10 protein-coding genes are annotated in these 16,735 nt (G+C 72.6%); 7 read left to right on the top strand and 3 right to left on the bottom strand.

Annotated elements, in window-relative coordinates; all coding sequences use genetic code 11:
* Positions 1-12: 12 nt before the first annotated feature.
* From secA to EP26_RS07435, 4 genes are all read left to right on the top strand, one after another.
* Positions 13-2,742 carry a preprotein translocase subunit SecA gene (gene secA / locus EP26_RS07450; protein WP_043337497.1) on the top strand — a complete coding sequence of 910 codons (2,730 nt, stop codon included), beginning with the start codon at positions 13-15 and terminating at the stop codon, positions 2,740-2,742.
* Between the two features lie 192 nt (positions 2,743-2,934).
* Positions 2,935-3,648: an RluA family pseudouridine synthase gene (locus tag EP26_RS07445; RefSeq protein ID WP_456303869.1), complete on the top strand. Its 714-nt coding sequence runs from the start codon at positions 2,935-2,937 to the stop codon at positions 3,646-3,648.
* Positions 3,645-4,016 carry a hypothetical protein gene (locus EP26_RS07440; protein ID WP_043337494.1) on the top strand — a complete coding sequence of 124 codons (372 nt, stop codon included), beginning with the start codon at positions 3,645-3,647 and terminating at the stop codon, positions 4,014-4,016. The genes EP26_RS07445 and EP26_RS07440 overlap by 4 nt, the downstream gene beginning before the upstream one ends.
* A gap of 44 nt (positions 4,017-4,060) precedes the next feature.
* Positions 4,061-4,333 carry a hypothetical protein gene (locus tag EP26_RS07435; RefSeq protein WP_043337493.1) on the top strand — a complete coding sequence of 91 codons (273 nt, stop codon included), beginning with the start codon at positions 4,061-4,063 and terminating at the stop codon, positions 4,331-4,333.
* 1 nt (position 4,334) lies between these two features.
* Here the strand turns inward: EP26_RS07435 and EP26_RS07430 are convergent, their stop codons facing one another.
* From EP26_RS07430 to EP26_RS07420, 3 genes are read right to left on the bottom strand one after another with little or no spacing between them, the layout of a single operon-like run.
* Positions 4,335-4,829: a YaiI/YqxD family protein gene (locus EP26_RS07430; protein ID WP_043337492.1), complete on the bottom strand. Its 495-nt coding sequence runs from the start codon at positions 4,827-4,829 to the stop codon at positions 4,335-4,337.
* A complete protein-coding gene (pbpC, locus tag EP26_RS07425) occupies positions 4,826-6,775 on the bottom strand; it encodes a penicillin-binding protein 1C (RefSeq protein WP_052388916.1) in 1,950 nt (649 codons plus the stop codon). Before pbpC ends, EP26_RS07430 begins: the two co-directional genes overlap by 4 nt.
* Complete coding sequence (locus EP26_RS07420; protein WP_043337490.1) at positions 6,775-11,877, bottom strand: alpha-2-macroglobulin family protein; 5,103 nt, start codon at positions 11,875-11,877, stop codon at positions 6,775-6,777. Before EP26_RS07420 ends, pbpC begins: the two co-directional genes overlap by 1 nt.
* 287 nt (positions 11,878-12,164) lie before the next feature.
* Between EP26_RS07420 and EP26_RS07415 the strand changes: the two genes are divergently transcribed.
* Genes EP26_RS07415 through EP26_RS34680 form a run of 3 tightly spaced genes read left to right on the top strand, consistent with a single transcriptional unit; the run spans position 12,165 to position 16,735 of the window.
* Positions 12,165-13,295: an efflux RND transporter periplasmic adaptor subunit gene (locus EP26_RS07415; protein ID WP_084112374.1), complete on the top strand. Its 1,131-nt coding sequence runs from the start codon at positions 12,165-12,167 to the stop codon at positions 13,293-13,295.
* 18 nt (positions 13,296-13,313) lie between these two features.
* Positions 13,314-16,406, top strand: coding sequence for an efflux RND transporter permease subunit (locus EP26_RS07410; RefSeq protein WP_043337488.1), 3,093 nt, complete (start codon positions 13,314-13,316; stop codon positions 16,404-16,406).
* Positions 16,403-16,735 carry a DHCW motif cupin fold protein gene (locus EP26_RS34680; RefSeq protein ID WP_043337487.1) on the top strand — a complete coding sequence of 111 codons (333 nt, stop codon included), beginning with the start codon at positions 16,403-16,405 and terminating at the stop codon, positions 16,733-16,735. Before EP26_RS07410 ends, EP26_RS34680 begins: the two co-directional genes overlap by 4 nt.

Here is a 16,735-nt window from a genome sequence, read left to right as displayed (position 1 = left end):
AACCAGGTTCGCATGTTCGCCCGCATCGCCCGCGCCCTGTTCGGCACCACCAATGACCGGGCGCTGAAGCGCCTCCAGGCCCGCGTGCCGGAGGTGAATGCGCTGGAGCCTGCCTTCGCCGCCCTCTCGGACGAGGCGCTGCAGGGCAAGACCGCCGAGTTCCGCGAGCGGCTGGGCCGCGGCGAGGAGCTGGATGCGCTGATGCCGGAGGCCTTCGCCACGGTGCGCGAGGCGGCGAAGCGGGTGCTCGGCCTGCGCCATTTCGACGTGCAGCTGATCGGCGGCATGGTGCTGCACGAGGGCAAGATCGCCGAGATGAAGACCGGCGAGGGCAAGACGCTGGTCGCCACGCTGCCGGTCTACCTCAATGCCCTGAGCGGCCGCGGCGTGCATGTCGTCACCGTGAACGACTACCTGGCGAAGCGCGACAGCGAGTGGATGGGGCGGCTCTACCGCTTCCTCGGGCTCAGCACGGGCGTGATCGTGCATGGGCTCAATGACGAGGAGCGGCGGGCGGCCTATGCGGCCGACGTGACCTACGGCACGAACAACGAGTTCGGCTTCGACTACCTGCGCGACAACATGAAGTACCGGCTGGAGGAGATGGTCCAGCGCGACTTCAACTATGCGATCGTCGACGAGGTCGACAGCATCCTGATCGACGAGGCGCGGACGCCGCTCATCATCAGCGGGCCGTCGGATGACAGCTCCGACCTGTATCGCCGCGTGGACGAGGTGGTGAAGCGGCTGGTCGAGGACAAGGCGACCTACGACAAGGACGAGAAGCAGCGGACGGCGAACCTCACCGATGGGGGCTCCGAGCGCGTCGAGGAGATGCTGCGCGAGGCGGGGATGCTGGAGGAGGGCAACCTCTACGACTTCCACAACGTCACGCTGGTGCATCACGTGAACCAGTCGCTGCGGGCGCATGTGCTGTTCGCGCGGGATGTCGACTACATCGTGCGGGACGACAAGGTCGTCATCATCGACGAGTTCACTGGGCGGATGATGGAGGGGCGGCGCTACTCGGACGGGCTGCACCAGGCGCTGGAGGCAAAGGAGCACGTCACCGTCCAGCCGGAGAACCAGACGCTCGCCTCCATCACCTTCCAGAACTACTTCCGGCTCTATCCGAAGCTGTCGGGCATGACGGGCACGGCGGCGACGGAGGCGGACGAGTTCGCCGAGATCTACAAGCTCGAGGTGGTCGAGATCCCGACCAACGTGCCGGTGGCGCGCAAGGACAGCGACGACGAGGTGTATCGCTCGGCCTCCGAGAAGTACGAGGCGGTCATCAAGCTGATCGACGAGGCGCGGACGCGTGGGCAGCCTTGCCTGGTCGGCACCACGAGCATCGAAAAGTCGGAGCTGATCGACGCGCTGCTGAAGAAGCGCGGCATTCCGCACAACGTGCTCAATGCGCGCTACCACGAGCAGGAGGCGACCATCATCGCCCAGGCGGGGCGGCCGGGCTCCGTCACCATCGCCACCAACATGGCAGGGCGCGGGACGGACATCCAGCTCGGCGGCAATGCGGAGATGCTGGCGCGGCAGGAGACGGGCGCGAGCGAGGGGCCGGAGTACGAGGCGGCGCTGGCGCGGCACAAGGCGGAGGTCGAGGAGGCGCGAGCCAAGGCGAAGGCGGCCGGCGGGCTCTTCGTCATCGGCACGGAGCGGCATGAGAGCCGGCGCATCGACAACCAGCTGCGTGGCCGCTCGGGGCGGCAGGGCGATCCCGGCGCGTCGCACTTCTTCCTCTCGCTGGAGGACGACCTGATGCGCATCTTCGGCAGCGACCGCATGGGCGGGATGCTGCAGAAGCTGGGCCTCAAGGACGGCGAGGCGATCGTCCATCCCTGGATCAACAAGGCGCTGGAGAAGGCGCAGAAGAAGGTCGAGGCGCGCAACTTCGACACGCGCAAGAACCTGCTGAAATACGACGACGTGATGAACGACCAGCGGCGCGAGGTCTATGCCCAGCGCCGCGCCTTCATGCAGGCGCCGGAAGTTGCCGAGACGGTGGCCGAGATGCGGCGGGAGTGCATCGAGGCGATGGTCTCGGCCGCCATCCCGGAGAATGCCTATCCCGAGAGCTGGGATGTGGCGGGGCTGGAGGAGAAGGTGCGCGACCAGCTCGGCCTCGACCTGCCGGTCGTCGCCTGGGCGAAGGAGGAGGGCATCGACGAGACGCAGGTGCGCGAGCGGATCGAGGCTGCCGCCGAGCAGCACTATGCCGCCAAGGCCGCGAATATCGGGCCGGACCTGATGCGCGTCGTCGAGAAGTCGCTGCTGCTGCAGATCTTCGACGCGGTGTGGAAGGAGCATCTGCTGGCGCTCGACCACCTGCGCCAGGGCATCGGGCTACGGGCCTACGGGCAGCGCGACCCGCTGAACGAGTACAAGTCGGAGGCCTTCGCGCTCTTCAACGCCATGCTGGCGGATATGCGCGAGCGGGTGACGAGCGTCCTGATGCGCCTCGAGCTGCAGCCGAATGCGCCGCCGGAGCAGTTCACCCGGGGGCCGGAGCCGGTGCGGGTGATGGATCTGCGCCATCCGGAGCCGGCGATGGGCGAGATGGCGATGGCGGGCGGCGGTTTCGAGCCGGCGCCGCTGCTGGCCCCGCCGCCGGTGGCGGAGGGCGTCAACCCATCCGACCAGGCGACCTGGGACCGGACGCCGCGCAACTCCCCTTGCCCCTGTGGCAGCGGGAAGAAGTACAAGCACTGCCACGGCAGGGTCTGAGCGGCGGGCCCAAGCGCCGTCACTCAGCGTAATTGCAAGGGCCAGCCCGAGGTGGTGCGGGCCTTCGCGCGGAGGCGGCGAAGCGCAGGCCGGGGCTGCGGGCGGCCACCGGCATCATGCCCCTGGATGGCTCGGTCGAGACGGTGACCTGAGCGATCCCGCCTTCATGGCGGCGGGGCGGGGCAGTATAGGCTGTGCGGGACATGCCACTCGCCAGGAAAGGGCCGCGCCATCCGCACCGCATCGGGGCCGGCTTCGGCCATCGACCCGCTCAGTCGGCTGCTGCACCGGGACGAGCGGCTGCTGATCCTCGACAAACCGGCGGGGCTCGCGGTGCATGCGGGGCCGCGTGGCGGGCCCTCGGTCGAGGACTGGCTGCCGGCGCTGGCTTTCGGCAAGCGGCGTCTGCCGCAGCCGGCGCACCGGCTCGACCAGGATACGGCGGGGTGTCTGGTGCTCGGGCGGACCAGGCCGGCGCTGGCGGCGCTTGGTGCGCTCTTCGCCGGGGGGCGGGCGCGCAAGACCTATTGGGCGGTGGTGCGGGGCGGGCCGGAGGGTGATTCCGGCGAGGTCGATGCGCCGCTGCTGAAGCGCAGCACGGCGAGGGACGGCTGGTGGATGGCCATCGACCCGGCCGGGCAGGCGGCGCGGACCGCTTGGCGGGTGATGGGGCGCGGGGTGGGGCTCGCCTGGCTGGAGTTGGCGCCGCGGACCGGGCGGACGCATCAGATCAGGGTTCATTGCGCGCATCTCGGCTGCCCGATCCTGGGCGATGGGCGGTATGGCGGGGGCGAGGGCGCGATGCATCTGCTGGCGCGGGCCATCGCCCTGCCGCTGGAGCCGCCGGTGGCGGCCACGGCGCCAGTGCCGGGGCATATGCGCGCGGCGATGGAGGCTTGCGGGTGACGGGGGTGATTCTGCTGGTCCTGCTGCTGGCGGGGCCGGCGGCGGCGCAGCGCGGCGGCTGCGGCATGGGGCTCGGGCTGGAGGCGCTGCGGGGGGCCGAGGAGGCGTTGCGGGCGGGGGCCGAGGCGCCGTCGCTGCTCGCGGGGCGGGAGGCGGCCGGGCAGGCTGCCGACCGGCTGGCGGAGGCGGCGGGGCGGCTTGCCGGCTGCGGCTGCGCGCGGGCGGCCGGGGAGGCGCAGGAGGCGGCCGGGCTTGCCGAGGGGCTCCGTGGGGCGGCGGAGCTGGCGGGGATTCGCCGCGGCATGGACCGGGCGCGCTTCTCCGCCAGGCTGGCGCGGGAGCGGCTGGACCGGCAGGGCTGCTCCTGAACGCGGCGCCCGGAGCGGCGTTTTTGCCCCAAAGGAGGCTTGCGATGCGTCACGTCCTGATTCTGGGTTTCATCCTGCTGGCCGGCCCGGTGGCGGCGCAGGACCAGCCACGGGCGCAGCCCGACCGGGTGCCAAGCCTCGGCGGGCGGGTCTTCCCCTCGGGGCAGGTGGAGCGCGAGGTGAGGCCGCAGGAGGGCGCCGCCGCCGAGCGCGACCGGCAGCAGCTGCGGGAGCTGAACGAGCTTTCGCGGCAGCTGACGCCGCCGGGCACGCCGGTGCCGGCGCCGCATGTCGAGCCGCCGCGGCGCCAGAACTGAGCTATTCGAAGGACACCCAGGGGCGGGGCGGCGGGGCGGCGGCCTCGCGCCGGGCGGCGGCGACTTCGGCATCGAGAGCGGCGAGGAAGCGGGAGCGGTCGGCCTTGGTCAGCGGCGCGGGGCCGCCGGTCATCTGGCCCATGTCGCGCATCCCCTGCGAGATGGTGCGGCCGACCAGGGCGCCGCCGATATTGTCCGTCGTCCAGGGGCGGCCCTTGAAGGAGAGCGCGCGGGCGCCTTTGGCCAGGCAGCGGGCGGCGAGCGGGATGTCGGCGGTGATGCAGACATCTCCGCGGGCGGCGCGCTCGGCGATCCAGTCGTCGGCAGCATCGGCGCCTTCGGGGACGAGGACCATCTCGACATTCGGCAGGCCGGGTGGGCGGACGGGGCGGCTGCCATTGGCGACGAGCTTCACCGGCAGGTTCAGGCGCGTTGCGACGCGGAAGGCCTCCTCCCGCACCGGGCAGGCATCGCCATCGATATAGAGTGTCGTCACCGGACCCGCACCTCCGCCCGCGCCGCGCTGCCCGCGGCATCCAGCACCGTCACGCGGTAGAAGCCGGGGCCTTCGGGGACCCAGGCGGCCTCCCGCTTGGCCGGCTCGGCGGGCAGGGGGCGGCCATCGACGAGGAAGGTCAAGGGGCGGCGGCCGCCGGAGGCGCGGAGGGTGACATGGCCCTCCCCTTCCTCCAGCACGGCACCGGGGGGTGGGAAGGTGAGGCGGAGGCGGTCGAGCATCTCGGCCATGGGGGGTGTGGCGGCGCGGACGGGGAGGCCCTGGCGGGGCGCGGGGGGCAGGCGTTCGAAGATGCGGGCCAGGAGCGGCAAGGCGGTGCGGGCCCCCGTCGCGCCGGGGAGCGGCGTGCCGTCGGGGCGGCCGACCCAGATGCCGGCGACGTGGCGGGCATCGAAGCCCATCGCCCAGGCGTCGCGGCCGCCCCAGCTGGTGCCGGTCTTCCAGGCGATGCCATGGGGGCCACCGCCGGGGAAGGGGTTGACCAGGATGGCGGCGGTGAGGCCGGCGGCGCGCGGATCGAGCACGCGGCGGGGGGTGGGGCCGGGGCCGGGTTGCAGGCGGAGGGGGGCTGCCTCGCCGCCCTGGCCGAGCATGGCGTAGAGGCCGGCCATCTCGCGGAGGGTGATGCCGAGGCCGCCAAGGGCGAGCGGGAGGGAGGGGTCGGCGCCGGGGGGCAGGCGCGGCGGGGCACCGGCGGCCTTCAGCGCGGAGGCGAAGCGGAGGGGGCCGAGCTCGCTGAGCAGGGCGACGGCGGGGAGGTTCAGCGAGTGGCGGAGCGCGTCGGCGACGGTGACGCGGCCGGCGAAGCCGCCGTCGAAATTCTCCGGGGCGTAGCTGCCGAAGCGGCGCGGCAGGTCGGCGAGCAAGGTCTCGGGTGCGGCGATGCCGGCCTCGAAGGCCAGCGCGTAGAGCATGGGCTTCAGCGCCGAGCCGGGGGAGCGGATGGCGCGGGTGAGGTCGAGGGCGCCGGCGCGGCCTTCAGCTCCGAAGGCGCCGCCGTGGAGGGCGCGGATCTCGTGCGCATCCGCATCGGCGACGAGGATGGCGAGGGAGGCGCGGTCGGGCAGGCCGGCGAGGGCGGTGGCGGCGACATCCTCGATGGCGCGCTGGAGGGGGAGGTCGATGGTGCTCGGGATGCGGTGGGCGGGGTCGGAGCGGGCCAGCTCCCGCGCGAGGTGCGGGGCAAGGCGGGGCATGGGCTGGCGGGCGACGGGGACGGGGGTGGCCAGCGCATAGGCGGTATCGGCCGGGGTGATGCCGGGGGCGTCGGCGGCGCGGGCCGTCAGCAGGGCGTCGCGGGCGAGGCGGGCGCGCTCGGGGTGGCGGTCGGGGCGGGTCGCCTCTGGGCGGCGGGGGATGGCGACGAGGAGGGCGGCCTCGGCGGGGTCGAGCTGGCGGGAGGGGCGGCCGAACCAAGCCAGCGAGCCGGCGCGGACGCCTTCGATATTGCCGCCCATGGGGGCGAGGGTGAGCCAGATGCCGAGGATGTCGTCCTTGGAGTAGCGGGCCTCCAATTGCAGGGCGCGGAGGATCTCGATCGCCTTGCTGCGGAGGGTGCGGGGGCGCGGCTCCAGCAGGCGGGCGGCCTGCATGGTCAGCGTCGAGCCGCCGGAGAGGATGCGGCCGGCGTGGGCCCATTGCCAGGCGGCGCGGGCGAGGGCCAGGGGGTCGACGCCCGGGTGCCAGCGGAAGCGGCGGTCCTCGGCGGTGATCAGCAGATCGGTGAGGTGGGGCGGGACATCGGCCGTGGAGGTGGTGAGGCGCCAGGTGCCGCCGGGGGCCGGGAGGGTGGAGAGGGTGCGGCCGTCGCGGGCCAGCACCTCCTGCCCGACCGCCTCCAGTCGGGAGAGGTCGGGGGGGAAGGCGCGGTCGAGCGCCCACCCTGCCCCGGCCAGCAGCGCCAGCGCGGCGAGCAGGCGCCGCATCAGTCGGCCGGCAGCACCGTGATCCGCCCGGTATTCTGCCGGGCGAAGACCTGCGGCCGGTACATGTCCTCGACCTGGGCGCCGGGCAGCTCGAACCGGCCGGCGGTGACGGCGCGGAGGCGGACGGCGATGCGGAAGTCGGGGGCTTCCGGCGTCAGGTCCAGCGCGGCGGCGAGGCGGTCGTCGAGGGCGGGGGTGGCCGCCGTCTCGCTGAGGGTGCCGAGCCAGGGCATCCCCGCCACCTCGCCGGCGGAGAGGCGGCCAACGATCTCCCACCCCGCCGGCAGGCCCTGCTGGAGGATGGCGCGGTGGGCCTCGCGCGTCTCGGCTTTCCCTTCCAGCAGTAGGACGAAGACATTGTTCTGCTTCAGCGTGTCGAGGTTCAGGGGCTGGCCGCTAAGGTCGAAGAAGCGGCGGGCGATGCGCATGCCCGCGCGCCCGGCCGGGGCCGGCTGGGCCGGGATACCGGTGACGGAGAGGCTGGCCCAGACCGGCGCGTCGGAGAGGTTGCGCGCGGTGCCCGGCGCCTGGAGGGCGACGGCGAGGATGGGCGCCGGGGCCTGGGGGGTGCCGTTGACGGCGACGCGGACGGGGCGGCCGTCGCGGCCGAGGGTGGCGGCGGCGGTGACGCCCCAGGCCTGTTCCTGGGTATTGGCGGATTGCGGCGTCAGCTCCGGGCCGGGCAGCGTCGCCTGCAGGGCGGAGAGGCGGTCGGGGAGCAGGCCGCTCTCCTTCAGCAGGGTGGCGACGGCGAGCGCGTCGCGGGCGGCGGTGCCGTAGTCGTAGATCCAGGCGCGGCGGGCCGGCGTCGCCAGCGTGGCGGCGAAGGCGGCCTCGGCGCGCGGGCGGTCGCCGGCCTTGGCGAAGGCGGCGGCGAGCTGGGCCTTCGCCAAGGGGGTGGGGAGCTGGTCGAGATCCTCCAGCAAGCGGCGGGCGGCGCCGAGGCGGGGGCGGCCGGCGAGCGAGAGCACGTAGAGGCGGTAGGCCTGGGCGGCGCGTTCCTCCGGGTTGCTGGCGGAGATGTCCTCGGCCTGCTCGGCGATGGATTTCAGCGCATCCTCGAGCGCGGCGTCGGGCACGACGGCGCCGGCGGCGCGGGCGCGCAGCAGGGCCTCGGTGGCATAAGCGCCGGTCCAGTACTGGACCTCGCCCTGGGCGGACCAGAGGCCGAAGCCGCCATCGTAGCGCTGCTTGTTCAGCACCCATTCGACGGCGCGCTGGAGGCGGGCGGCGCGCTCCTCGCCGGCCAGCCCGTCCACCTGGCCCGAGCTGAAGGCGAGAAGCTGGGAGGAGGACTGCTCGAGGCAGGCGAAGGGGTAGTTTTCCAGCAGCTTCAGCATGCCGCCGGCGTCGTAGCGCGTGGGGCCGCCGAAGCTGGCGGCGGCGCGCCAGGTACCGGGGAGCCAGCGGTCGGCGGCGAGCGCCAGCGGACGCTCCTGGTTGGGGGGGATTTCCTGGGCCGTGACCTCGGTGGTGACGGGGCGGGAGGAGCGGATGGTGATGCGGGACTCGCGGCTGGCAGTGAAGCCGCCGGGGCCGGCGACGGTCAGGCGGAGCACGCCCTGGCCGGCGGCGGTGGCGCGGAGGCTGCTCGTCGGCAGGGCGCGGGCGCCGGCGGCAAGGCGGGCGGTCAGGCGCTCCGGGCCGGCCAGCGCGATGGCGCCTTCGGTGGAGAGGGTGGCCGTTACCTCGCCCTCGGGCAGGTCGAGGTTGCTGAGGAGGACTGGGAGACGGGCCTCGTCGCCGGGGGCGAGGAAGCGGGGCAGCAGCGCCTCGGCGATGATCGGGTCGCGGACCGTCAGCGGCTTGCTGGCGGCGCCGATGCGGTTGCCGGCCCAGGCGACGGCCATCAGCCGCAGCTCGCCGGCGAAGTCGGGGATGTCGAGGGTGACGGTCGCGGTGCCGTCGGGGGCCACGGCGACGGGGCCGGAGAAGAGGGCGACGGTGCGCTGCGGGATGTCGATGGCGCCGGCAGAGAACTCGTCGCCGCCCTGGCGGAGCACGGCCAGCTCGCCCTCGGGCGGGGGGATGAGGCGGCCGTAATCGTCGCGGATATCGACGGCGAGGCGGCGACGGCCCATGAAATGCGGGACCGGGTCCGGGCTCTCGAAGCGGGTGAGGCGGAGGATGCCTTCATCGACCGCGGCGAGGGTCAGCATGGCCCCCTCCCCCGCATTCGCCAGCCTGATGGGGATGGCGAGGCTCTGGCGGGGGGTGATGCGCTCCGGCGTGCCGATCGAGACCTCGATGCGGCGGGAGCCGGGATCGACCTGCACCCAGGCGAGGCCGAGGGCCCTTCCCGGCTGACCCTGGCGGGTCTCGCCGGGACGGAAGGCGGTCACCGCCACATAGGCGCCGGCACCCCAGGCGGCATCGACGGGCACCTCGACCTCCGTGCCGCCTTCGGCGAGCTGGATCTCGCGGAGGGAGACCAAGCGGTCGGTCAGGATGGCGAGGCTGGCGGAGCCGGAGAAGGGCGGGGTGATGCGGATGCGCGCCGTCTCGCCAGGGGCATAGGCGCGGCGGTCGGCGGCGACGTCGACCTTGTCGGGAACCTCGGGCGTCTCGCCGCCGGCCCAGCCGGAGCGGAAGCGGATGGAGGTGATGGCCATGCCACCCGGCTCCGCCACTTCCAGCCGGTAGCGGCCGAAGGGCAGGCGGCGGGCGAAGCGGGCGGGGCCGGAGGCGGGGACGGCAAGGTCGGCGCTGTCCACCGGCTCGTCGCGCCATACGGTCTCATAGCGGGGGGTGCCGCCGCGGGTGACGATGCGCCAGTCCGGGCGCTCGCGCACCAGGCGGGCGCGGAGGCGGGCGGCGGCGGGCCTGGCGTCGGGGCTGAGAGCGATGACCTCGAAGCCTGCCTCGGCGCCGGCATCGATGGCGAGGTCGGCGAAGAGCGGCTTCACCCCGATCATCCGGCCAGGGCTGCGCACCGGCAGGGTGAGCGAGGTGCGGGAGGCGCGGCCGCCGGGCTCGTCGATGGAGATGGCGAGCTCGGCCTGGAGGGGACGGGTGGTGTCGGGGGCGCGCGGCAGGGAGAGGGCAAGGCTGCCGCCGCCCTGGTCGTCCAGCGCCTCGATGTCGAAGGGGATGAGGTCGGGGGCGAACTGCTCGTCCGCCAGGCCGAAGAGGTAGTCCTTGAACTGCGGGAAGGGTGAGCGGAGGGCCTGGAGGCGGAGTTCCGCGCTGCCGGTGAGGCCGGCGGCCGGGGCGCCGTAGAGGAAGCGGGCGTTGATGGGCAGCGTCAGCACCTGGCCGGGGACGAGCGGGCCGGGCGCGGGGCCGGCCTTCACCTCGAGTCGCTCGGGGACGAAGGCGTCGACGCGGAATTCCACGCGGCCGACCGGCGGGTCGTTGGGGTCGGCGAGGACTTCCAGTGTCCAGACGCCGGCGGGGGCGCTGGTGCCGAGCGGGATGGGCCAGAGGATGGCCGCGCCCGGCGTGCGGGCGGGCACGGCCTCGGCATAGACGCTGCCGTTCGGGCGGCGCACCCGGAAGCGGGCTGGCAGGTCGAGCGGGGCGCCGCCGCCGTCACGGATGAGAGCGGCGGCCTTCACCGTTTCGCCGGGGCGGTAGATGCCGCGGTCGAGCCAGGCGAAGGCGTCGATGGCGCCGGGATGCGGGGCGCCCGTCGCGCCGCGGTCGGAGAGGTCGAAGGCGGCGCTTTCCAGGTCGAGTTGGACGAGGTCGTCGCCGAGCACGGCCTGGAGTGCCTTGGGCGCCATCGGGCCCGTGCCGCGCAGCAGAGGGGCGGCGAAGCGGACGAGGCCGTCGGGACCGGTCTCGGCCTCGGCCAGGATGTCGTTGCTGGTGGCGAGCAGCCGGACTTGGGTGCCCGGGCGCGGCTGGCCGGCGCCGAGGCCCCTCACCTGCGCGGCGAGTCCCTGCGGGCTGCGCCAGGCGGTGATGCCGAGATCGGTCACCATGATGGGCAGGCCGGCGGCGCGGGCGCGGGTGCCGTCGGCGGGCTTCACCACCAGCGTGTAGAGGCCAGGGCCGGCGGCACGGAGGGCCTCCGGCAGGGGGATGACCTGGCGCTGGAGGCGGTTGGCCTCGAAGCGGGGCAGCTCGATCCGGCCTTCCCAGATGGTGCGGCCCCAGGTGTCGGGGATGTCCTCGGCCGTCCAGCTGTCGAGGGCGGTGCCCGGGCTCCAATTGCGGCCGAAGGGGACGAGGTTGCGCTCGGTCACCCGCACGACGCGGAGGTTGAGCGCGGAGAGGTTCATCGTATTGAAGCCGATGCGCGGCGCCTGGCCGCGCGGCAGCAGGAAGCCGCTGGAATCGAAGATGATGCTGGCCGCCCGGTTGGGCATGGCGATGCGCAGCTCTGCATCGCGGGTGAGGCGCTGGCCGTCCTCGCCAGGCAGGCCGGCGCGGAGCAGGACGCGGGTGGTGGCGCCGTTCGGCAGGCCGAGGATGCAGAGTCGGTCGCCCTCGCGCGTCACGGCGAGGCCGGGGATGGCGGGCTCGGTCCGCACCCAGTCGCCCGGCTGCCAGTCGGTGCGGCGGGCAGGCGGCAGGGTGAAGGCGAGGCAGGCGCGGGCCGGCTCCGCCTCCGGCTCGGTGTTGATGCGGGCGACGAGCAGGCCGGCGGCGCGGCGGGCATCGGCGAGCATCTGGCGGTAGCGCGGCTCGTTCGGGGCGCGTTCGAGGACGGCGGCGAGGGCCTGGAGCTGCTGGGCGGGGCGGTCGAGACGTTGCAGGGCCTCGGCCATGAGCAGGAGCGAGGGAATCTCGGGCTCGCCGGCGGCGACCTGCTGGAAGTTCATCCACGCCGCCTGGAGGGAGCGGGTTGGGTCGGGCGGCGTCTTCTGCAGGTTGGCACGGGCGAGGGCGAGCCAATGTTCAGGCTTCGGGTCGCCGCCGGCGACGCGCTCCTCCCAGGCCTGGGCGGCGGCGGGCCAGTTGCCGGCGCGCTCGGCCTGGGCGGCGCGCTGCTCGGCGGCGGCGCGCTGCTGCGGCGTGGCGCCGGCCGGGAAGCGGCGGGTCAGGTCGCGCTGCCAGGCTTCGGCATCGGCGGAGACGCCGGGCAGGTCGAAGCCCTGGGCCTGCAGGCCAGGCGAGAGGCAGAGCAGGCCGAGGAGCAGCAGAAGCAGGCGCATGCGGCGGGTATCCCAGGTGCGAGGCCGAGCATCGCACGGAGCCGGCATCGTGGGGATGAAACTGTTCATGAAGGGTAAAACCGTTGCGCGTTGCTGGCTCTCCCGTCGCATGCCATGGTCGTTGCGAAGCCAGCGCACATCTGGCCGGCGCCGCATTCCCGTCATGCTTCGGTATCCATTTTCTGGCAGGAATTCGTGGGGGCGGAGGCAATGCGGCGTATATGAGACGCCGTACTGCCCTGCCGTTCGGCTGCCGGCCGCGCGCGGCCGTGGGAGAACCGAGACGAATGACGCGACGCTACCTGCCGCGCCTGCGGCGCCTCGCCTTCGTGACCCTGCTGGCCTTGCTGCCGGCGGGGCTGGCCCAGGGCCAGCAAGGGGGCGGCGCCGTGCCGGTGACCACGGACCCGGTGCAGGTAGGGCCGGTGCCGGTGGAGATCCTGGCCAACGGCATCGTCGCCTCGGAATCGGTCATCACCATCCGCACCCGCGTCGATGGGCAGATCGAGCGGGTGCATGTGACGGAAGGGCAGATGGTGCGGCGGGGGCAGCCGCTCTTCACCCTCGACTCGCGGCTGGCCCAGGCGATGCTGGCGCAGCAGGAGGCGCAGCTTGCCAGCAACCGGGCGCAGGAGGCCCGCACCCAGGCCGATGCCAGGCGCTACCAGTCGCTGCGCGGCGAGAGCTTCGCCTCGCAGCAGCGCTTCGAGCAGGCGCAGGCGGATGCGCTGGCCGCCGCCGCCACGGCGCGGGCGACCGAGGCGCTGATCCAGCAGACGCGGCTCAGCATCGATTATGCGACGATCGTCGCCGAGATCGACGGCAGGCTCGGCGCCATCCCGCTGCGGGCGGGCAATTTCGTGCGCCAGGCGGAGAATACCGCCATCACCACCCTGACCCAGATGGACCCGATCCTGGTGCAATTCGCCATCCCCGAGCGGTGGCTGCCGGAGGTGCAGGCGGCGATGCTGCGCGACCCGCCGCGCGTCGCGGTGCGGCTGGAGGGAGACACGGCGGCGCCGGCGGAGGGGCGGCTCGTCTTCGTCGACAGCGCGGTCGATACGACGACGGGGACGATCCTGCTCAAGGCGCGCTTCGAGAATGCGGGGTTCCGGCTCTGGCCGGGACAGTATGTGCAGGTGCGGATCGCGCCAAGGGTCGAGCCGCAGGCGATCACGGTCGCGGGGCCGGCTGTGCAGACGGGGCAGAACGGGCGCTTCGTCTTCGTCCTCGCGCCGGACAATACGGCGCGGCGGCGGGATGTGGTGCTGGTGCGGGTGGCCGGGGAGCGGGCCGTCGTCGCGGGCGCCCTGGAGCCGGGCGAGAAGGTGATCGTCGACGGGGCGCAGCGCGTGACCGACGGCACGCGGGCGGTGGAGCGCAATGCGCCGCCGCAGCGCGTCTCGAGCGTCCAGTAGGCGGGGGCGAAGGCCAGGATGAACATCTCCGAACTCTGCATCCGCCGCCCGGTGATGACCGGGCTGCTCTCCATCGCGGCCATCATCGCCGGCATCATCGCCTATACGAGGCTGCCGGTGGCGGCCGTGCCGCGGGTCGATTTCCCTGTCATCACCATCTTCGCCAACTTCCCCGGGGCGAGCCCGGAGACGATGGCGACCAGCGTGGCGCTGCCGATCGAGCGCGAATTATCGACCATCGCGGGCGTCGATTCGATGAGCTCGATCAACGGGCAGGACACCTCGCAGATCACCGTGCAGTTCGTGCTGACCAAGAACATCGATGCGGCGGCGCAGGATGTGCAGGCCGCCCTGACGCGCGCGCAGCGGCGGCTGCCGGTGGACATGCTGGTGCCGCCGAACTACCGCAAGGTGAACCCGGCGGATGCGCCGGTGGTGCTGCTGACGGTCTCGGGGGGCGACAAGCCTCTGTATTACCTGAACGACCTGGTGAGCACGATCGTCAGCCCGGCGCTGTCGCGCGTGCAGGGCGTGGCGCAGGTGCAGACCTATGGCGAGCAGCTCTATGCGGTGCGGGTGCGGCTCGACCCGGACCGGATGGCGGCGATGGGGCTCGCCTTCGACACGATGCAGCAGGCGATCGCCCAGGCCAATTCGGCGACGCCGGTCGGGCTGATGAATGGCGACCGGCAGCAGCTGACGCTGCGCGCCAACGACCAGCCGCAGGATGCGGCGGCCTTCGGCAACCTCGTCGTCGCCGGGCGGCCGAACTCGCCGGTGCGGCTGAACGAGATCGCCTCGGTCGCCGATGGCGTCGCCAATAGCCGCATCGCGGCCTGGCGGAACGACGAGCGGGCGCTGGTGCTGGCGGTGCTGCGGCAGCCGGATGCGAATACGGTCGATGTGGTGGATGGGGTGAAGGCCAGCCTGCCGGCGCTGGAGGCGGCGCTGCCGCCGGGGGCGAAGATCAACGTCATGCTCGACCGTTCGCTCTCGATCCGGGCGGCGGTGCATGACGTGCAGGAGAGCCTCGCCATCGCCATCGGGCTGGTGGTGCTGGTCTGCTTCATCTTCCTGCGCAAGCTGAGCGCGACGCTGATCCCGACCGTCGCGGTGCCGATCAGCCTCTGCGTCGCCTTCGGGCTGATGTACCTGATGGGCTACGGCATCGACAACGTGACGCTGCTCGGGCTGACCATCGCTGTCGGGCTCGTGGTGGATGACGCGATCGTCGTGCTGGAAGCCATCATGCGGCATATCGAGGAGGGGATGGCGCCCATCCCGGCCGCCATCAAGGGCTCGCGGGAGATCGGCTTCACCGTGCTCTCGATCACCCTCTCGCTGGTGGCGGTCTTCCTGCCGATCCTGCTGATGGGCGGCGTCGTCGGGCGGGTGTTCAACGCCTTCGCGGCGACCGTCTGCCTCTCGGTCATCGCCTCCTGCATCGTCTCGCTGACGCTGACGCCGCTGATGGCCTCCCGCCTGCCGGCGCATAGCAAGCCGGGACTGGTGGAGCGGGTGCTGGAACGCTTCCTGAGCGCGATCGAGCGCGCCTATGCGGCGATGCTCGACTTCGCGCTGCGCTTCCGCTTCCTGGTGTGGATCGCCTTCTTCGCCTCGCTCGGGGCGGCGGGGTACATGGCCGTGGTCATCCCCAAGGGCTTCTTCCCGATCGAGGATACCGGGCTGCTCAGCATCAACACCGAGGGGCCGCGCGGGGCCTCCTATGCGGCGATGGTGGAGATGCAGGGCCAGCTCTCGCGGCAGCTGCGGCAGAACCCCGCGGTCGCCAATGTCGTCTCCAATATCGGCGCGGCCGGCGGCTCGATCTCGATCAACCAGGGGCGGATGTTCGTCGAGCTGAAGCCGGCGGCGGAGCGGCCCGGCATCGTCCAGGTCATCCAGCAGCTGCGGCGGGAGACGAGCCAGATCCCCGGCCTCCGCGTCTTCGTCCAGCCGATCCAGAACCTCAATTTCGGCTCGCGGCAGACGCGAACGCTGTATCTCTATTCGTTGCAGGGGCTGAGGCTCGAGGAGCTCTATGACTGGGCGCAGCGGATGGAGCAGCAGCTGCTGAAGATCCCGCAGCTGCAGGACGTGAACACCGATCTGCAGATCGACAGCCCGGTGGTGCAGGTGAACGTCAACCGGGATCGGGCGACCTCGCTCGGGGTCTCGGTGGATGCGGTGCGGCAGGCGCTGTTCTCGGCCTTCGGCACGCGGCAGATCTCGACGCTCTACGGGCAGGCGAATGCCTACCAAGTCATTCTCGAGGCCCTGCCGGAGGACCAGCGGGACGAGACGGGGCTGGCGAAGCTCTATATCCGGTCGAATACGGGGCGGCTGGTGCCGCTCTCGGCGGTGGCCAGCATCGAGCGGAAGTCGGGGCCGCTCAATGTCTCGCATCAGGGGCAGCTGCCGGCCGTTGTCATCGGCTTCAATACGCCGCCGGGGGTGGCGCTGGGGGATGCGGTGAACGCCATTCGCGCGGCGGAGCGGGAGGTGGGGATGCCACCCACCATCGTGACCGGCTTCAGCGGGGCGGCGCAGGTCTTTCAGGAGGCGTTGGCGGGGCAAGGCGCGCTGGTGCTGGCGGCTATCGCCATCGTCTATCTGGTGCTCGGCGTGCTGTATGAGAGCCTGATCCATCCGCTGACCATCCTCTCCGGCCTGCCGGCGGCGGCGCTGGGGGCGTTCCTGACGCTCTATGCCTTTGGGCTCGACCTCTCCGTGATCGCCGTCATTGGCGTGCTGCTGCTGATAGGCCTGGTCAAGAAGAACGCCATCATGATCGTCGATGTCGCGCTGCAACGGCAGCGTGCGGGGGCGACGGCCTTTTCGGCGGTCAGGGAGGCGTGCCTCCTGCGGTTCCGGCCGATCCTGATGACGACGCTGGCGGCGGGTGCGGGTGCGGTGCCCATTGCCGCCGGATGGGGCGCGGCGGCGGAGTTGCGGCAGCCGCTCGGGCTTGCGGTGGTCGGCGGGCTCGCGGTATCGCAGGTGCTCACCCTCTTCGTCACCCCGGTGCTCTATCTCGGCTTCGATGGGCTGGCGCGGCGCCTGACCTTCAAGCGGCGGCAGGCACCCGTTGGAGCGGCGCCCGCGGAATGAAGATCCCTGCCCTTCCCTTCACCGTCACCGATTGGGCCGGCGTTGCCGAGACGCGGCATCCCGGCGAGACGGGCGAGGCCGTCTGGCGCACGCTCGAGGTCGGCGACCTCCGGGTGCGGGAGGTGGAGTACTCGCCGGGATACCTCGCCGATCACTGGTGCGACCGGGGGCATGTCCTCTACGTGCTGGAGGGTGAGCTGGAGACGGAGCTGAAGGACGGGCGGCGCTTCACCCTGACGCCGGGGATGGGCTACCGGGTTTCCGATTTCGGCGACGAGCCGCATCGCTCCTCGACGCGCATCGGGGCGAAGCTGTTCATCGTCGACTGA

The organism is Belnapia moabensis DSM 16746 (assembly GCF_000745835.1).
Taxonomy (GTDB): Bacteria; Pseudomonadota; Alphaproteobacteria; order Acetobacterales; family Acetobacteraceae; genus Belnapia; species Belnapia moabensis.
Note: the sequence above shows the minus strand (reverse complement) of the source record. Positions and strands in the feature narration are given on the sequence as shown.

Coding starts and splice junctions, on each gene's coding strand:
- secA (WP_043337497.1), top strand. CDS start 13: ATGTTCGCCCGCATCGCCCGCGCCCTGTTCGGCACCACCAATGACCGG.
- EP26_RS07435 (WP_043337493.1), top strand. CDS start 4,061: ATGCGTCACGTCCTGATTCTGGGTTTCATCCTGCTGGCCGGCCCGGTG.
- pbpC (WP_052388916.1), bottom strand. CDS start 6,775: ATGCGGCGCCTGCTCGCCGCGCTGGCGCTGCTGGCCGGGGCAGGGTGG.
- EP26_RS07420 (WP_043337490.1), bottom strand. CDS start 11,877: ATGCGCCTGCTTCTGCTGCTCCTCGGCCTGCTCTGCCTCTCGCCTGGC.
- EP26_RS07415 (WP_084112374.1), top strand. CDS start 12,165: ATGACGCGACGCTACCTGCCGCGCCTGCGGCGCCTCGCCTTCGTGACC.
- EP26_RS07410 (WP_043337488.1), top strand. CDS start 13,314: ATGAACATCTCCGAACTCTGCATCCGCCGCCCGGTGATGACCGGGCTG.
- EP26_RS34680 (WP_043337487.1), top strand. CDS start 16,403: ATGAAGATCCCTGCCCTTCCCTTCACCGTCACCGATTGGGCCGGCGTT.